General features: G+C 62.3%; 13 protein-coding genes. 5 read left to right on the forward strand and 8 right to left on the reverse strand.

All coding sequences use genetic code 11. From position 1 onward, the window contains the following. Positions 1-116: 116 nt before the first annotated feature. Positions 117-1127, reverse strand: coding sequence for a LacI family DNA-binding transcriptional regulator (locus Aeroheme_RS11880; RefSeq protein ID WP_411165896.1), 1011 nt, complete (start codon positions 1125-1127; stop codon positions 117-119). A 253-nt stretch (positions 1128-1380) separates the two neighbouring features. On the opposite strand from Aeroheme_RS11880, the gene ascF reads away from it, so the two are divergent. After that, positions 1381-2835: a PTS cellobiose/arbutin/salicin transporter subunit IIBC gene (gene ascF / locus Aeroheme_RS11885; RefSeq protein ID WP_393935650.1), complete on the forward strand. Its 1455-nt coding sequence runs from the start codon at positions 1381-1383 to the stop codon at positions 2833-2835. A gap of 31 nt (positions 2836-2866) precedes the next feature. Continuing rightward, on the forward strand, positions 2867-4297 hold the full coding sequence (locus tag Aeroheme_RS11890) for a 6-phospho-beta-glucosidase (protein WP_411165897.1): 1431 nt from the start codon (positions 2867-2869) through the stop codon (positions 4295-4297). Between the two features lie 106 nt (positions 4298-4403). Here the strand turns inward: Aeroheme_RS11890 and purF are convergent, their stop codons facing one another. The 7 genes from purF to lrp form a co-directional block, all read right to left on the reverse strand. Beyond that, positions 4404-5924 (reverse strand): amidophosphoribosyltransferase, encoded by a 1521-nt coding sequence (purF, locus tag Aeroheme_RS11895; protein ID WP_025326767.1) that lies wholly within the window; start codon positions 5922-5924, stop codon positions 4404-4406. A gap of 18 nt (positions 5925-5942) precedes the next feature. Continuing rightward, on the reverse strand, positions 5943-6434 hold the full coding sequence (locus Aeroheme_RS11900; RefSeq protein WP_106886968.1) for a CvpA family protein: 492 nt from the start codon (positions 6432-6434) through the stop codon (positions 5943-5945). 186 nt (positions 6435-6620) lie between these two features. Then, complete coding sequence (gene serS, locus Aeroheme_RS11905; RefSeq protein ID WP_106886969.1) at positions 6621-7916, reverse strand: serine--tRNA ligase; 1296 nt, start codon at positions 7914-7916, stop codon at positions 6621-6623. A gap of 287 nt (positions 7917-8203) precedes the next feature. Continuing rightward, positions 8204-9541, reverse strand: a complete 1338-nt coding sequence (locus tag Aeroheme_RS11910; RefSeq protein ID WP_411165898.1) for a replication-associated recombination protein A — start codon at positions 9539-9541, stop codon at positions 8204-8206. Positions 9542-9616: 75 nt separating this feature from the next. Beyond that, entirely contained in the window at positions 9617-10225 is a 609-nt protein-coding gene (lolA, locus tag Aeroheme_RS11915) for an outer membrane lipoprotein chaperone LolA (RefSeq protein ID WP_411165899.1), read from the reverse strand. Between the two features lie 69 nt (positions 10226-10294). Continuing rightward, on the reverse strand, positions 10295-12802 hold the full coding sequence (locus Aeroheme_RS11920) for a DNA translocase FtsK 4TM domain-containing protein (RefSeq protein ID WP_411165900.1): 2508 nt from the start codon (positions 12800-12802) through the stop codon (positions 10295-10297). A gap of 192 nt (positions 12803-12994) precedes the next feature. Then, complete coding sequence (gene lrp / locus Aeroheme_RS11925) at positions 12995-13486, reverse strand: leucine-responsive transcriptional regulator Lrp (protein ID WP_005300047.1); 492 nt, start codon at positions 13484-13486, stop codon at positions 12995-12997. Positions 13487-13636: 150 nt separating this feature from the next. On the opposite strand from lrp, the gene ald reads away from it, so the two are divergent. The 3 genes from ald (at position 13637) to Aeroheme_RS11940 (ending at position 17182) form a co-directional block, all read left to right on the forward strand. Beyond that, positions 13637-14752, forward strand: coding sequence for an alanine dehydrogenase (gene ald, locus Aeroheme_RS11930; RefSeq protein ID WP_163149032.1), 1116 nt, complete (start codon positions 13637-13639; stop codon positions 14750-14752). A 181-nt stretch (positions 14753-14933) separates the two neighbouring features. Then, positions 14934-15884, forward strand: coding sequence for a thioredoxin-disulfide reductase (trxB, locus tag Aeroheme_RS11935; protein ID WP_289979620.1), 951 nt, complete (start codon positions 14934-14936; stop codon positions 15882-15884). Positions 15885-15940: 56 nt separating this feature from the next. Continuing rightward, entirely contained in the window at positions 15941-17182 is a 1242-nt protein-coding gene (locus Aeroheme_RS11940) for a diguanylate cyclase (RefSeq protein ID WP_171276042.1), read from the forward strand. The last annotated feature ends 17 nt before the right edge of the window (positions 17183-17199 follow it).

Raw genomic sequence — 17199 nt, forward strand, 5'->3', positions numbered from 1 at the left:
ACTCTCTGGTTAGTCTTGATTGGCATATATTGATGCGGCTTGATACGGCGGGCGAAGCCCGCGAAGGGGGCCCATGCTAACGGATCCCGACCCGCCTGCCCAGCGCAGAGGCGGCCTCACTCCAGCAGGCGCTTGAGGGAATCGCGCCGGACCAGCTTGCCGCTGAAAGAGGGCAGCTCACCGGCTTCCCCCTCCTCCACCATGGTGATCAGCCGGCTGATGGTCTCCTGGATCATCTCGGTCACCGGCATCTTGACGCTGGCCAGCGAAGGAATGACATAGGGAGCCAGGGCGATGTCGTCGAACCCCACCACAGAGACCTGCTCCGGCACCGACAGGCCGCACTCGTGCAACTGCTTGATGGCACCGATCGCCATGTCATCGTTGCTGGCGATCAGGGCACTGAAGCTCACCCCGCGCGCCAGCAGGGTCGAGACCCCGGCCGCGCCGCAGGCGGGGGTCCACTTGCCGGGGGCGATCAGTGCCTCTCGCACGGGAATGCCGTGCCGGGCAAGGGCCTCGCGGTAGCCGGCGAGGCGCTCCATACCGGTGGGGGAATCCGCCGAGCCTGTGATGAAGGCGATGTCCCTGTGCCCCATCCCGATCAGCCTGTCCACCACGGCCGCGGCGGCCGCCTGCTGATCGGAGTAGACGCAGTGCGCCGGGTGTCGGCGCAGCCGCCGGTTGAGCACCATGATGGGCTGGGAGTGCTGCTCGATGATCTCGTCCATCTCCTCGACGCTGAGAAAACGCGGGTAGATGATGACGCCGTCACAGCGGGAGTCGAGCAGGTACTGGATGGCCTGTCGCTCCTCCTCGGCGCTGTGCTTGCCGTCGGCCAGGATCAGCTGCCGGCCCCGATCTTCGGTCAACCGCGCCGCGTGGGAGAGCAGCTCGCTGAAATAGACGCCGTGATAGAGGGTATTGGTCACCACCAGGCCCAGAGTCTGGGTGTTTTTGGTGGCCAGCTGCCTCGCCAGCAGGTTGGGGCGATAGCCGCTCTCCTCTATGGCCTGGAACACCCGATCCCGGGTCTCCTGACTGGTATAGCCATTGCCCGACAGCACCCGGGAGACAGTCGCCTTCGACACCCCTGCCCGCTTCGCCACCTCCAGCATAGTCGTCATCGTCTTCCCCTCTTCTCGACGGGCCGCAGTGTACTGCACGGGACCCGCTTGTGCTAACGAGAATGGGCGCAGGCCCCCTCTTTCAGTGATCCCATTCACGCTTCTGCACAATGGCGGTGCGACCGTCTTGTCTGTGAGCATGAAACTGAGCATGCTATGTGGAACCGGTTCCACAATGCAGTTTCATTCCCGTTCTTCCCGTCGTCAATGACGGGGTTCGACAGGCCTCATTTGGTAAAAAGGATACGACTAGATGTCAAAGAACTACGCGGCCCTGGCCGGCAAGGTCATCACGGCCCTCGGCGGAACCGGCAACATAGTCGCCGTGACCCACTGCATGACGCGCCTGCGTTTCGTGCTGCAAGACCCCACCCTGGTGGACAGTCCAACGCTCAAGGCCACTGCCGGGGTACTTGGGGTGGTCAGCAGTGATAACCAGTGCCAGGTGATCATCGGCAACATGGTCTCCCACGCCTATCGCGAGGTGCTTGCCCAGTTGCCGGAAGGTGCACAGGGAGACGTGCCGGCGGCCAAGCCAGGTTTCAGCCTGCGCCGCCTGGGCGCCGCCATTCTGGACGCCCTGATCGGCACCATGTCGCCCCTCATTCCGGCCATCATCGGCGGCTCCATGCTCAAGCTGCTGGCCATGGTGCTGGAGATGACAGGGGTGCTGGAGAAAGGATCCTCGACCCTCACCATACTCACTGTGGCCGGTGACGGCGCCTTCTTCTTCCTGCCCCTGATGGTGGCCGCCTCCGCCGCCGTCAAGTTCAAGACCAATATGTCGCTCGCCATCGCCATCGCCGGGGTGCTGGTGCACCCCAGCTTCATCGAGCTGATGGCCAGGGCCGCCGAGGGGGAGCAGGTGACCTTCGCCCTGATCCCGGTCACCGCGGTGAAATACACCTACACAGTGATCCCGGCCCTGGTCATGACCTGGTGCCTCTCCTACATAGAGCGCTGGGTCGATCGCGTCACCCCGGCGGTGACCAAGAACTTCTTGAAGCCCATGCTGATAGTGCTGATCGCGGCGCCGCTCGCCATCCTGCTCATCGGTCCCATCGGCATCTGGATTGGCACCGCCATCTCGGGCCTGGTCTACACGGTTCACGACTACCTGGGCTGGCTGTCGGTGGCCATCATGGGCGCGCTCTGGCCCCTGCTGGTGATGACCGGCATGCACCGCGTCTTCACCCCGACCATCATCCAGACCATCGCCGAGACCGGCAAGGAAGGCATGGTGATGCCCTCCGAGATAGGCGCCAACCTCTCCCTGGGGGGCTCCTCCCTGGCGGTGGCCTGGCGTACCAAGAACCCCGAGCTGCGCCAGACCGCGTTGGCGGCCGCCGCCTCCGCCATCATGGCGGGGATCTCCGAGCCCGCCCTCTACGGGGTGGCCCTGCGACTGAAGCGGCCCCTCATCGCCAGCCTCATCAGCGGTTTCATCTGCGGCGCCGTGGCGGGCATGGCCGGGCTCGCCAGCCACTCCATGGCGGCACCGGGTCTCTTCACCAGCGTGCAGTTCTTCGATCCGGCCAACCCCATGAGTATCGCCTGGGTGTTCGCCGTGATGGCACTCTCGGTGGTGCTCTCCTTCGTGCTGACCCTGCTGATGGGCTTTGAAGACATACCTGTGGAGGTACCCGGCGAGAGCGCCGCACCCCAGCCCGTCGCGGCCAGCCAGACGCAGGCCACCGCCGGCGCGTGACTCCCCCATCAGACATGACAAGAGGTAACCAATGTCGTTAGCAAGATTTCCCCAAGGCTTCCTCTGGGGCGGCGCCCTGGCCGCCAACCAGGCGGAAGGGGCCCATCTCGAGGGGGGCAAGGGGCTGACCACGGTCGACATGATCCCCCATGGCGCCAACCGCATGGCGGTCAAACTCGGCCAGGAGAAGCGCTTCACCCTGCGGGATGACGAGTTCTACCCAAGCCACGAGGCCATAGATTTCTATCACCGCTACAAGGAAGACATCGCCCTGATGGCCGAGATGGGCTTCACCGTGTTTCGCACCTCCATCGCCTGGAGCCGGCTCTATCCCAAGGGCGACGAGGCCGAACCCAATCCCGAGGGCATCGCCTTCTACCGGGCGCTGTTCGAGGAGTGCCGCAAGTACGGCATCGAGCCCCTGGTGACCCTGTGCCACTTCGACGTGCCCATGCACCTGGTGGTGGAGTACGGCTCCTGGCGCAATCGCCAGATGGTGACCTTCTTCACCCGCTATGCGCGCACCTGTTTCGAGCAATTTGACGGTCTGGTGAAGTACTGGCTCACCTTCAACGAGATCAATATCCTGCTGCACAGCCCCTTCTCCGGCGCCGGGCTGGTGTTCGAGGAAGGGGAAGAGAGGGAGCAGGTCAAATACCAGGCCGCCCACCACGAGCTGGTGGCGAGCGCTCTGGCGACCCAAATAGCCCACGAGGTCAACCCGCACAACCAGGTGGGCTGCATGCTGGCGGGGGGCAGCTTCTACCCCTACTCCTGCAAGCCGGAAGATGTCTGGGCTGCGCTCCAAAAGGAGCGGGAGAACCTGCTGTTTATCGATGTGCAGGCCCGGGGGGCCTACCCGGCCTATGCCGCCAGCCTGTTTCGCGAGAAGGGGATCCAGCTCGTCAAGGCGCCGGAGGATGATGAGATCCTCAAACACAGCGTCGACTTCGTCTCCTTCAGCTACTACGCCTCCCGCTGCGCCTCGGCCGACATGAACGCGGGCAACACCAGCGCCGCCAACGTGGTCAAGTCCCTGCGCAACCCCCACATTGAAGTGAGCCAATGGGGTTGGGGCATAGACCCGCTCGGCCTTCGCATCACCATGAACAGCCTGTACGACCGCTACCAGAAGCCGCTGTTCCTGGTGGAGAACGGCCTGGGGGCCATGGACGAGATCAATGCCGCTGGCGAAATAGAGGACGACTATCGCATCGACTACCTGCGCGCGCACATCAGCGCCATGGGGGATGCCATCGCCGACGGGGTGCCGCTCTTGGGCTACACCAGCTGGGGCTGCATCGATCTGGTCTCCGCCTCCACCGGCGAGATGAGCAAGCGCTACGGCTTCGTCCACGTGGACAGGGACGATGCCGGCCGGGGCACCCTGGCGCGCAGGCGCAAGAAGTCGTTCTGGTGGTACCAAAAGGTGATCGCCAGCAACGGGGAAGATCTGGCGTGACGAGGGCCGCCCCCCGATGAGGGCGGCGGCCTGAGACAGAGACGAAAACAGAGATGGGGGCCTGGGCCCCCATCTCTGTTTCATGTCGACGGCAATCGGAAAACGTTTAACTGCCTTCGTTGAAGATCTCCAGGTTGCTGGTCCCTTCCTGCCACTCGCGCACCGCCTTGTTGTCGTCGCTGCGCAGGGCGTTCAGGTGGTCCAGATACCCCTGATCCACGTCCGAGGTCACGTAGTGGCCATTGAACACCGAGGTCTCGAAGTGGCGCAGCTCGGGGTTGATCTCCCGCACCGCCTCTTCCAGATCTTCCAGATCCTGGAAGATCAGGCCATCGGCGCCGATCAGCTTGCACACCTCTTCCACTTCACGGCCATGGGCGATCAGCTCGTTGGCGGTGGGCATGTCGATGCCGTAGACGTTGGGGAAGCGAATTTCTGGTGCAGCCGAGGCGAAATAGACCTTGGCCGCCCCCGCTTCACGGGCCATCTGGATGATCTGCTCCGAGGTGGTGCCACGGACGATGGAGTCATCCACCAGCAACACCTTCTTGCCCTTGAATTCGGAGCTGATGGCGTTGAGCTTGCGACGCACCGACTTCTTGCGCTGGGTCTGGCCCGGCATGATGAAGGTACGGCCTATGTAGCGGTTCTTCACGAAGCCCTGACGGTAAGGCAGGCCCAGGGTATGGGCGATTTCCAGCGCCACGTCGCAGGAGGTCTCGGGGATGGGGATGACCACGTCCACGTCGAGATCTTCCCACTCCCGTGCAATCTTCTTGCCCAGCTTGCGACCCATGTTGAGGCGGGCGGCGTAGACGGAGACCTTGTCGATGCACGAATCGGGACGGGCGAAGTAGACGTACTCGAAGATGCAGGAGCTCATCTGGGGGTTCTCCGCACACTGCTCGGAGAACAGCTGGCCCTGCTCTGTGATGTAGATGGCCTCGCCCGGGGCGACGTCACGCACCGTCTCGAAACCGATGGCGTCCAGCGCCACGCTCTCGGAGGCGAGCATGTACTCCACCTGGCCCTGATCGTCGACGCGACGACCCAGGATCAGCGGGCGAATGCCGTTGGGATCGCGGAAACCGATGAGGCCGTGGCCGATCACCAGGGAGACCACGGCATAGGCGCCGCGGATCTGCTGGTGCACCTTGCGCACCGCAGAGAAGATATCCTCCGGCCGCAGCGCCATCTTGTCGCACAGATCCAGCTCGTGGGCCAGCACGTTCAGCAGCACTTCGGAATCCGAGGTGGTGTTGATGTGGCGGCGGGCCACCTTGAACTGCTGCTCCTTGAGATCCTTGGCGTTGGTGAGGTTGCCGTTATGGGCCAGCACCATGCCGTAGGGAGAGTTCACGTAAAAAGGTTGGGCTTCAGCGGCACTGGAGCTGCCTGCGGTGGGATATCTGACATGTCCTATGCCGATATGCCCCTTCAGTCGCTGCATGTGGCGCACTTCAAACACATCCTTCACCAGGCCGTTGGCCTTGCGTTGCCGGAAGTTTCCACTGTCAATGGTCACGATCCCGGCGGCATCCTGTCCCCTGTGCTGCAACACCGTCAAGGCGTCGTAGAGGGCCTGATTGACGGGGGTGGTGCCAACTATACCGACAATACCGCACATGTCTTTGCTACCTCGAAGTCACTGTACCTGTTGAAGAAAACTGGACGAGTTCAGCATGAACCCGAAAAACCACTGGATCACCGGCTTGAACTCGGGAACCAGTCTGGACGCCACCCACCAGTCGCTCTGGGAGAGGCTGGTGAAGGTATCCATAAAAAACAGCAGGGCACTGACGATCAGTACCCCGCGAATGGCGCCAAAACAGACCCCCAGCACCCGATCCGTGCCGGAGAGTCCCGTCTTTTCCACCAGCAGGCCCACCACGTAGTTGACCACGCTCCCCAGGATCAGGGTCGCCACGAAGAGGGCGGCGATGGCCAGGCCGTTGCGCACCATGGCGTCGGAGAAGGAGGTGAAGTAGATGGCGAGATCGGGATAGAAATGGCTGGCAATGAAAAAGGCGACGAACCAGGTGACGAGGGACATGGCTTCCTTCAGGAAGCCGCGCACCAGGCTGATGAGGGCAGAGAAACCGACGATGCCGATGATGGCGTAATCAATCCAGACCATAGAAAAAGATGTCCTGCGAAATTGCGGCGCAGTCTAACAAAAACGATTGCGCAATGCTTGATAAAAATGTGTTAAAGGTTCAATGGAGCGCCGAAGGAGACGCTCCTCTCCCCTGCCGGGGGGCGACTGGCGCCCAAATGCACAACGCCATGGCATGGCCATGGCGTTGTGTTCAGCAAGAGGCGCTTACCCTATGTGGGTCAGGCCGCCCATGTAGGACTGCAGCGCCGCCGGGATGGCGATGCGGCCGTCTTCCTGCTGGTAGTTTTCGATCACCGCCACCAGGGTGCGGCCCACCGCCAGGCCGGAGCCGTTCAGGGTGTGCAGCAGCTGCGGCTTGCCATCGACACGCACGCGGGCCTGCATGCGGCGCGCCTGGAAGTCGGTGCAGTTGGAGACGGAGGAGATCTCGCGGTAGGTGTTCTGGGCCGGCAGCCAGACTTCCAGATCGTAGGTCTTGGCGGCGCAGAAGCCCATGTCACCGGTACAGAGCGCCATCACGCGATACGGCAGCTCCAGCAGTTGCAGCACCTTCTCGGCGTGACCCACCATCTCTTCCAGCGCATCCCAGGACTTTTCCGGGTGCACCAGCTGGACCATCTCGACTTTGTCGAACTGGTGCATTCGGATGAGACCCCGGGTGTCACGGCCATAAGAGCCGGCTTCGGAGCGGAAGCAGGGGCTGTGGGCCGTCATCTTGATGGGCAGTTCCTGCTCGTCGAAGATCTCGTCGCGGGCCATGTTGGTGAGCGGCACTTCGGAGGTCGGGATCAGTGAGAACTTGCGCACCTTGCCCTCGTCTTCCCCTTCGCCCTCGATACCTGTGTTGAACAGGTCCTGGGAGAACTTGGGCAGCTGGCCGGTGCCGTACAGGCTGTCCGGGTTCACCAGGTAGGGCACGTAGCATTCGGTGTAGCCGTGCTGCAGGGTGTGCAGGTCCAGCATGAACTGCGCCAGGGCGCGGTGCAGGCGGGCAATCTGACCCTTCATCACCACGAAGCGGGCACCGGAGAGCTTGACGCCGTTCTTGAAGTCCACGCCCTTGGCCGCTTCACCGAGATCGATGTGATCGCGCACCGGGAAGCTGAATTCGCGCGGGGTACCCCAGTGGCGAACGATCACGTTGTCGTTCTCGTCGCGGCCCACCGGGGTGCTGTCACTCGGCAGGTTGGGGATGGCGTCGGAGATGGCCTTGATGTCGGCCAGCAGTGCCTCGAGCGCGACCTTGCTGGTCTCCAGCTCGTCGTTGATCTTGGTCACCTCGGCCTTGAGGGGAGCCACATCTTCGCCGCGACGGGCAGCCTCACCGATGGACTTGGAGCGGGCGTTGCGCTCGGCCTGCAGCTCCTGGGTACGGGACTGCAGATCCTTGCGTTTCTCTTCCAGAGCGTTGACAGCCGCTACGTCCAGCGTGTAGCCACGTGCAGCCAGACGAGCGGCGGCCTCTTCGATATCGCTGCGCAGATATTTGGGATCCAGCATGGTTTACCTACTTTTTTAATGGGATCTGGGCCTGGGTCATCCGCCCTGGCGAGAAAACAGATCCGGAAGTTAACATCGGTTGGCGCACCCCTATGTCTTCGGAATCGGGCCTTCTAAATCAAGAAGATGGTGCAAGGCCAAGACAAGCGGGGTCAGAGGGGCAGTGTAGCAGACCGCCCCCCCGCCCGAACAGGGCGTATTGCTGTCGTTTTTGCCAAGTTTGACGGCATCGGCAGGCTTATCTTCGCCGATCCGAGCTATCGCCATGCTGCCCGGGCAAGGCGCCCTTACTTCTCTCTTTGGCGCGGGCTTTGGCGGTCCAGCTCGCGCAGATAGTCGAGCTTCTGGGCGATCTGCTTCTCGAGACCCCGTTCGGTGGGCTGGTAGTAGTGCTTGCCAGCCAATTCAGGCGGGAAGTACTCCTCGCCGGCGGCATAGGCGCCGGGTTCATCGTGGGCATAGCGGTACTCGGCACCATAGCCGAGCTCGCTCATCAACTTGGTCGGCGCGTTGCGCAGGTGCGGCGGCACCTCGAAGTCCGGCAGGTTTTTGGCGTCATTGAGCGCCGCCTTCCAGGCGGTGTAGACCGCATTGCTCTTGGGGGCGCAGGCGAGGTAGACGATGGCCTGGGCGATGGCCCGCTCCCCTTCCGCCGGGCCTATGCGGTGGAAGCAGTCCCAGGCTGACAGCGCCACCTGCATGGCGCGGGGATCGGCGTTGCCCACATCTTCCGAGGCAATCGCCAGCAAGCGGCGGGCAATATAGAGGGGATCGCAACCGGCACTCACCATGCGGGCATACCAGTAGAGGGCCGCATCCGGCGCCGAGCCGCGAATGGACTTGTGCACCGCCGAGATGAGGTCGTAGAAGTGATCCCCGCCCTTGTCAAAACGTGCCACGTGCTCCCCCACCACGGCGGCGAGCAGGGCGCTGTCGATCACCCTCTCCCCTGTCCCATTGGCCTCGGCCATGTCGGCCAACAGCTCCAGGTAGTTGAGGGACTTGCGCCCGTCTCCATCCACGGCTTTGGCCAGCGCCGCCTTCACTCCGGGGGCAAAGGTGAGGTTAGGGTCATTGAGACCGCGCGGATCCTGCATCGCCTGATCGAGCATGGCGAGGATGTCGTCTTCCTCAAGCCTTTTCAGCAGGTAGACCCGGGCCCGGGAGAGCAGTGCGTTGTTGAGTTCGAACGAGGGGTTTTCGGTGGTGGCGCCGATGAAGGTGATGGTGCCGTCTTCGATGTGGGGCAGGAACACATCCTGCTGGCTCTTGTTGAAGCGGTGCACCTCGTCCACGAAGAGGATGGTGCGCACCCCGCGCCAGCTGTTCTCCTTCGCCTTGTCGATGGCGGCGCGGATCTCCTTGATGCCGGAGGTGACCGCGGAGAGCCGCTCCACCTCGGCCTGGCAGTAGTGGGCCATCAGCTCGGCGAGGGTGGTCTTGCCGGTACCGGGCGGCCCCCACAGGATCATGGAGTGGCAGTGCCCCGCCAGGATCGCCTTGCGCAGGGGCTTGTCGGCCCCCAGGATGTGCTGCTGGCCAATGTATTGATCCAGGTTCTGCGGCCGCATCCTGGCCGCCAGCGGACGAAAGTCCGACGAGAAATCAAGCGACAAGTTACTCATCTGTATTGACCCCCGGCGTCACGCCCGTCGCCGTTGACAGACGGGCTGACGAGAAATCCAACGACCGCTTGCTCATCAGCGCTGATCGTCCAGTACGACCCCCTTGGGTATCTTGAACACGAACTCGTTGCCCTTGAGCACCGGCTTGCGGTTGAAGCTGCTCAAGGTGAATTCGCTCCACTGCCCCTGGGCCTCTTTCACGTCGAACCGGCTGATGTTGTTCTGACGGTCGAAGGTGATGCGAAAGGAGGCAATAAGCTCATCCTTGTTGCGGCTGGTGACTGTGTAGACGTCACCCTGCTGGGTCACGTCGTAATTCTTCCAGAGCCCGACATCGTTGCCGGCGATCAGCACGAAGGGGGTGTTGAGCACCGCATCCTTCATCTTGAGGGCGGTGACCTGCTCGACGAAGGGGTCATAGACCCACACATCCTTGCCGTCCGCCACTATCAGGCTCTCGTCCGGGGCAGTGGTGTGCCAGTTGAAGCGGTTCGGGCGCTGCACCAGCAGGGAGCCGCTCGCCTTCTGCAGCTCCTTGCCCTTGCTGTCATAGACGGTCTGGGCAAACTTGGCCGAGAACAGGCTGACGCCCGTCAGCTTCTGCTTGAGATCGCTGGCCGCATCGGCCCACACCTGGCTGCTGGCGAGCAGCAGTACAGAACCCATCAATAATGCTTTTTTCATCGCGATTCCCGTTGAAGAGGGTCAGATAAAAGGCCATGTCCGCAGACATGGCCAGGATGATATGAAGGCTTAATCACGCACCGGGGGCGGTGCCAGCACGTCGCGCTGGCCGTTGCCCCCCGGAGAGCTGACGATGCCCTGGTTTTCCATCTGTTCGATGAGACGGGCCGCCCGGTTGTAACCAATCTTGAACTTGCGCTGCACGCTGGAGGTCGAGCCACGGCGGGATTCCACCACGAAGGCGACCGCCTCGTCGAACAGGGGATCCAGCTCCTCGTCACCACCGCCGCCGTACTCGCCGCCACCGCCCTCGCCGTCCGACTCACCGGAGAGGATCTCCTCGATGTAGTTCGGTTCGCCGCGCAACTTCCAGTCCGCCACCACCTTGTGCACCTCGTGGTCATCGACGAAGGCGCCGTGGACCCGGGTCGGGTTGGAGGTACCGGCCGGCATGTAGAGCATGTCCCCCATGCCGAGCAGGGATTCGGCACCGCCCTGATCCAGGATGGTACGGGAGTCGATCTTGCTCGACACCTGGAAGGAGATCCGGGTCGGAATGTTGGCCTTGATGAGGCCGGTAATGACATCCACAGAGGGGCGCTGGGTCGCGAGGATCAGGTGAATACCGGCCGCCCGCGCCTTCTGGGCGATACGGGCAATCAGCTCTTCGACCTTCTTGCCGACGATCATCATCATGTCGGCGAACTCGTCCACCACCACCACTATGTGGGGCAGTTTTTCCAACTCAGGCGGCATCTGATCCATGGAGTCACCCGGACGCCACAGGGGATCCCGCAAAGGCTTGCCCTCGGCGGCCGCGGCCAGCACCTTGTCGTTGTAACCCTTGAGGTTGCGCACCCCGACCGCGGACATCAGCTTGTAGCGACGCTCCATCTCTCCTACGCACCAGCGCAGGGCGTTGGCGGCGTCCTTCATGTCGGTGACCACCTCGGTCAGCAGATGGGGGATACCTTCGTAGACCGAGAGCTCCAGCATTTTGGGGTCGATCATGATGAAGCGCAGATCATCGGGGGATGACTTGTAGAGCATGGAGATGATCATGGTGTTGACCCCCACCGACTTGCCCGAGCCGGTGGTACCGGCCACCAGCAGGTGGGGCATCTTGGCGAGGTTGACCACCACGGGTTCCCCCGCGATGTCCTGCCCCAGCCCCATGGTCAACGGATTGTGGCTGCCCGAGAAGGCCTCGCAGTCCAGGGTCTCCCGCAGGTAGACGGTCTGGCGCACCCGGTTGGGCAGCTCGATGCCGACGAAGGTCTTGCCCGGGATCACTTCTACCACCCGCACGCTGCTGGCGGAGAGGGAGCGGGCCAAGTCCCGCGACAGGTTGGTTATCTTGCTCGCCTTCATGCCCGGTGCCAGATCCAGCTCGAAGCGGGTGATCACAGGGCCCGGATAGACACCGACCACCTTGGCCTGCACGTTGTAGTCGGCGAGTTTCGCCTCCACCAGCCGGCCCATGCGGTCCAGCTCGTCCTTGCTCATCATCTGGGTCTTGGCGGGCGGTCTGTCCAGCAGATCTATGCTCGGCAGCGGCGCCATGGCGGGCTGGGGGCGACGCTTGGGCTTGACCGGTGCGGCGACCGCAGGGGCGGCGGCAGCCTCCTCCCCTTCCGCCCAGGGCAGATCGAGCTCGTCATCCCCGTCATCGGCCAGGGCCGGCTGACGGCGGGCATGGGCAACGGCGGCGCGCTTGGGTCTGGCCACGGGCGCCGGCTCGTCCTCTTCATCATCGAATTGCGGATCGAACTGGAAGGTATCGTCATCGAGCTCCGGCAGCCATTCGTCAGATTTTGACTTCTGGCTCCCCTTGGCCTTGGGGTTGCGCGTCCAGCTGCTATGGGGCTCGTCCTCTTCCTCGTCGAGATCCAGGGCTCCCACGCCCCCTTCCAGCAGGGGATCCGGCCCCTCAAAACGGGGCTGGCGCCAGCCGCCGGTCAGCCAGCGACCCAGGGTCGTCGGGAAATGGTAGATGGCGCTGACGCTGCCGGTGCAGGTGGCACCGATCCGCTCGACTATGGTGAGCCAGGACCAGCCGGTGAACAGGGTGATGCCGGTGGCCACGAAGCAGAGCAACATCAGGTTGGCCCCGACCCCGCCAAACAGGGGCACCACGGCGGACGCGATCACGTCTCCCACCAGGCCGCCTGCTGAGAAATTCTGCAAGTCATTGAAGTTCATGCTGGCAATGGCCGACATGCCGAGCACCGTCAGCACGAAGCCGATGATACGCACCGACAGGGTGAGATAGTCCACCTCCAGCAGCCGGCTCGGGCGCCAGAACAGGCTCCAGCCGAGCAGCACCACCAGAGGAGGCACCAGATAGGAGAAGGCCCCGAAGGTGAACATGGTGATGTCGGCGAGCCAGGCCCCGGCGCTGCCCGCCAGGTTCTTCACCTCTCCCTGCCAGGAGGTCTGGGACCAACCTGGATCGGCGGGATGGTAGGTCAACAGGGCAAGCAAGAGATAGGCAGCCATCAGCGTGATGGCGATCAAGACGGCCTCGAAGATCCGTTGCGTACCTGACAAAGGAGTAAACAGCTTTTTATCGGCCAAACTCCGGCTCCTTTCTGAAAACATGTAATGCGGGGATAGGGGGCCTAGTATCCCTGAAAAGCCCACCGATTGTCAGCCAGTGCCTGAGGGCGGGGCCATGAATACAGTAATAAGAAGAAACGAGCGGACCGGCCGCTCGTTTCTGACTATCGTGACTCGTCGTGGTGCTTGCAAGTCACAGCACAATCCCGCTTATCGGGTGCTGATCACCAGACGGCTGCTCTGCTTGACCTCTTCCATCACCACATAGGTACGGGTGTCATTGACGCCGGGCAGACGCAGCAGGGTTTCCCCCAGCAGGCGGCGATAGGCCGACATGTCGCTGACGCGGGTCTTGAGCAGATAGTCGAAATCACCGGACACCAGATGGCACTCCTGGATCTCTTCGAGCACCTGAACAGCCTTGTTGAACTGTTCGAACACGTCGGGGGCGCCACGATTGAGGGTAATTTCCACGAACACCAGCAGAGACGCATCCAGATAATGAGGGTTCAGAATAGCGGCATATCCTTCGATATAGCCTTGACGCTCGAGGCGACGAACCCGTTCCAGACACGGTGTGGGACTCAGGCCAACTCGTTTGGACAACTCAACGTTCGAAATCCTGCCATCCTTTTGCAGTTCATTCAGAATGTTGCGGTCAATCCTGTCCAAATCCTTTAGCCGACTCTTAGCTTCCATCATTTAATTCCATCCTTTGGCTATTTTTTGGTAAGAATCACCAGTCATTTTATAATAATGGTCACAAATCCTGTCAATACCTGAATATACTAGGCGCAAATGTTGCTTAACATCTGGGCAACATAAACCACCAATCGATAGACGAGGGATAGCATGATTATCGGTGTACCTAAGGAAATAAAAAACCATGAATATCGCGTAGGCATGGTTCCGGCCAGTGTACGTGAACTGACAGCACGAAACCATACCGTTTTCGTCCAAAGCGGCGCAGGAAATGGCATTGGCTTCAGTGACGCAGATTATCTGGCTGCCGGAGCCGAGATCCTGGCCTCCGCAGCAGACGTTTTCGCCAAGGCGGAGATGATCGTCAAGGTCAAGGAACCCCAGGCGGTCGAGCGCGCCATGCTGCGTCCGGGCCAGACCCTCTTTACCTACCTGCACCTGGCGCCAGACCTGGCCCAGACCCGGGAACTGGTCGACAGCGGCGCCGTCTGCATCGCCTACGAGACAGTCACCGACGGCCGTGGCGGTCTGCCCCTGCTGGCACCCATGTCGGAAGTGGCCGGACGCATGTCTATTCAGGCCGGTGCCCAGGCGCTGGAGAAGTCCCGCGGGGGTAGCGGCGTGCTGCTCGGCGGCGTGCCCGGGGTCGAACCGGCCAAGGTGGTGATCATCGGCGGTGGCGTGGTGGGTTCCAACGCAGCCCGCATGGCCATCGGCCTGCGTGCCGACGTCACCATACTCGACAACAACATCGACACCCTGCGCCGTCTCGACAGCGAGTTCCAGGGGGCAGCCAAGGTGGTTTACTCCAATCGCGAGACCCTGGAGCGCCACCTGCTGGCGGCGGATCTGGTCATCGGCGGCGTGCTGGTGCCGGGCGCCACTGCGCCAAAACTTGTCAGCCGTGACCACATTGCACGCATGAAGCCGGGCTCCGCCATCGTGGACGTGGCCATCGATCAGGGCGGCTGCGTCGAGACCTCGCACGCCACCACCCATGAGGATCCCACCTTCATCGTCGACGAGGTGGTGCACTACTGCGTGGCCAACATGCCAGGCGCCGTGGCCCGCACCTCCACAGTGGCCCTCAACAACGCCACCCTGCCCTTCATCATCAAGCTGGCGGAACAGGGCTATCGCGGTGCACTGCTCAGCGATCCCCACCTGTTGCACGGCCTGAACGTGATGGCGGGCAAGATCACCTGCAAGGAGGTCGCCGTGGCGCACAACCTGGCCTACACGGATCCCCTGACCCTGCTGAACTGATCCCGCCCCCGCAAGGGTGCGTCGATGAGTGAAAATCCGCCCGCGATGGGCGGTTTTTTTATGGCGCAATCCGGCCCCCTCCCCCTCTTTGGCGATTGCCACAATCGATGCCCTGGCCTTTGACCCCGGATCACGAATTACCTACAATCGCGCAAACTCATCACGTCTCGGAAATCACATCATGAGCCAAGTCATTCATAGCAAACTGCTGATCCTGGGGTCAGGCCCGGCGGGTTACACCGCCGCCGTCTACGCCGCCCGCGCCAACCTCAATCCCCTGCTCATCACCGGCATGCAGCAAGGTGGTCAGCTGACCACCACCACTGAGGTGGAAAACTGGCCAGGTGATGCGGAAGGGCTGACCGGCCCGGCCCTGATGGAGCGCATGAAAGAGCATGCGGAAAAATTCGATACCCGCATCCTCTTTGATCACATCAATGAAGTGGAGCTGACCCAGCGCCCCTTCCGTCTCAAGGGTGACAACGGTGAATACACTTGCGACGCGCTCATCATCGCCACCGGCGCCTCCGCCAAGTACCTGGGGCTGCCTTCCGAGGAGGCCTTCAAGGGCCGTGGCGTCTCCGCCTGTGCCACCTGTGACGGCTTCTTCTATCGCAATCAGGAAGTGGCCGTGGTCGGCGGCGGCAACACAGCCGTGGAAGAGGCGCTCTATCTGGCCAACATCGCCAAGAAGGTGCACCTGATCCACCGCCGCGACGAGTTCCGCGCCGAGAAGATCCTGATCAAGCGCCTCAATGACAAGGTCGAGAGCGGCAACATAGTGCTGCACACTCACCAGACCCTGGACGAGGTGCTGGGTGACAACATGGGCGTGACCGGCGTGCGCCTGCGCAGCACCCGGGACGACGCCACCTCCGAGCTGCCGCTGATGGGGGTCTTCATCGCCATAGGTCACCAGCCCAACACCCAGATCTTCGAAGGCCAGCTGGCAATGGAAAACGGCTACCTCAAGGTGCGGGGCGGCCTGGAAGGCTTCGCGACCCAGACCAGCATCCCGGGCGTGTTTGCCGCCGGCGACGTGGCCGACCACGTTTACCGTCAGGCGATCACCTCAGCCGGTACCGGCTGCATGGCGGCCCTGGATGCCGAGCGATATCTGGACGCACAATAAGCACAAGGATATAAAGGGCATGCCAAGTGGCATGCCCTTTTCTTTTAAGGAGCCGGATGAAACGGAAAATATTGATTGTGGAAGACAGCCTGACGGTGCGCCGCATGTTGACCCAGGCCATTGCGCAGCAAACCGGGCTGGAGATAGATGCGTTCGATACCCTGGAGGGCGCCCGTGACTGCCAGGGAGAAGAGTACGTGGTCGCCCTGGTGGATCTCACCCTGCCGGATGCCCCGAGCGGAGAAGCCGTCAACGTGTTGCTGGCGCGAGGGTTGCCCGTGGTGATCCTCACCGCCGACATCAGCGAGGAGAAACGGGAAGCCTGGCTGGAGGCCGGGGTGCTGGATTACGTGATGAAGGATTCACGGCACTCCCTGCAATACGCCGTCAGCCTGGTGCACCGCCTCTACCTCAACCAGGCCATAGAAGTGCTGGTGGTCGATGATTCGCTCACTTCCCGTCATCGCACCGCCGCCCAATTGCGCAAGCAGCTGCTGCTGGTGCACGAGGCAACCTGCGCCCGGGATGCCCTGGCCCTGCTCGAGCAGCACCCGGCCATTCGCCTGATGCTGGTGGATTACTACATGCCGGAAATCGACGGCATCAGCCTGGTGCGGATGCTGCGGGAGCGCTACAGCAAGCAGCAGCTCGCCATCATCGGCATCTCGGTGTCGGACAAGCACGGCCTCTCTGCCCGCTACCTCAAGCAAGGGGCGAACGATTTTCTCAACCAGCCGTTCGAGCCCGAGGAGCTGCAGTGCCGGGTCAGCCACAATCTGGAGGCCCTTGAGCAGTTCAACAGCATCCAGGAATCCGCCAATCGCGACTACCTGACCGGGCTCTACAACCGGCGTTACTGGTTCAACGAGGGGCAGAAGTGGTTCGAGGAGCATCAGCGTCAGCAGGCGCAGCTCGCCCTGTGCGTGCTCGATGTGGATCATTTCAAGCAGGTCAACGATCACTGGGGCCATGCCATCGGCGATGAGCTGCTCTGCCACCTGACCCGGTTGCTCTCCCAGTTCTTCCCGGATGCCATGATAGCCCGCTTCGGCGGAGAGGAGTTTGCCCTGATGGTGCCCCATTGCCCGGTTCCCGTGCTGCTCAAGCGGCTGGAAGGGCTGCGCCAACAGCTGCGTCAGCAGCCGCTGTCACGGGAAGTGCCGCTGTTCGTGCGCGCCAGTTTTGGCGTCATCAACGTCGGGCGGCTCTCCATGGACGAGGCGCTCTGCGAGGCAGATCGCCAGCTGTATCAGGCAAAGAACACGGGTCGTGACAAGATAGTCTCCCAGGACGCCTGAGCACGTCTCGAGTGAGA

Source organism: Aeromonas sp. DSM 116730, from assembly GCF_046581335.1.
GTDB classification, from domain to species: Bacteria; Pseudomonadota; Gammaproteobacteria; order Enterobacterales; family Aeromonadaceae; genus Aeromonas; species Aeromonas rivipollensis.

Bases quoted from the DNA above. Each gene is read 5' to 3' on its own strand.
- Aeroheme_RS11880 (WP_411165896.1), bottom strand. From the start codon at position 1,127: ATGACGACTATGCTGGAGGTGGCGAAGCGGGCAGGGGTGTCGAAGGCG.
- ascF (WP_393935650.1), top strand. From the start codon at position 1,381: ATGTCAAAGAACTACGCGGCCCTGGCCGGCAAGGTCATCACGGCCCTC.
- Aeroheme_RS11890 (WP_411165897.1), top strand. From the start codon at position 2,867: ATGTCGTTAGCAAGATTTCCCCAAGGCTTCCTCTGGGGCGGCGCCCTG.
- purF (WP_025326767.1), bottom strand. From the start codon at position 5,924: ATGTGCGGTATTGTCGGTATAGTTGGCACCACCCCCGTCAATCAGGCC.
- Aeroheme_RS11900 (WP_106886968.1), bottom strand. From the start codon at position 6,434: ATGGTCTGGATTGATTACGCCATCATCGGCATCGTCGGTTTCTCTGCC.
- serS (WP_106886969.1), bottom strand. From the start codon at position 7,916: ATGCTGGATCCCAAATATCTGCGCAGCGATATCGAAGAGGCCGCCGCT.
- Aeroheme_RS11910 (WP_411165898.1), bottom strand. From the start codon at position 9,541: ATGAGTAACTTGTCGCTTGATTTCTCGTCGGACTTTCGTCCGCTGGCG.
- lolA (WP_411165899.1), bottom strand. From the start codon at position 10,225: ATGAAAAAAGCATTATTGATGGGTTCTGTACTGCTGCTCGCCAGCAGC.
- lrp (WP_005300047.1), bottom strand. From the start codon at position 13,486: ATGATGGAAGCTAAGAGTCGGCTAAAGGATTTGGACAGGATTGACCGC.
- ald (WP_163149032.1), top strand. From the start codon at position 13,637: ATGATTATCGGTGTACCTAAGGAAATAAAAAACCATGAATATCGCGTA.
- trxB (WP_289979620.1), top strand. From the start codon at position 14,934: ATGAGCCAAGTCATTCATAGCAAACTGCTGATCCTGGGGTCAGGCCCG.
- Aeroheme_RS11940 (WP_171276042.1), top strand. From the start codon at position 15,941: ATGAAACGGAAAATATTGATTGTGGAAGACAGCCTGACGGTGCGCCGC.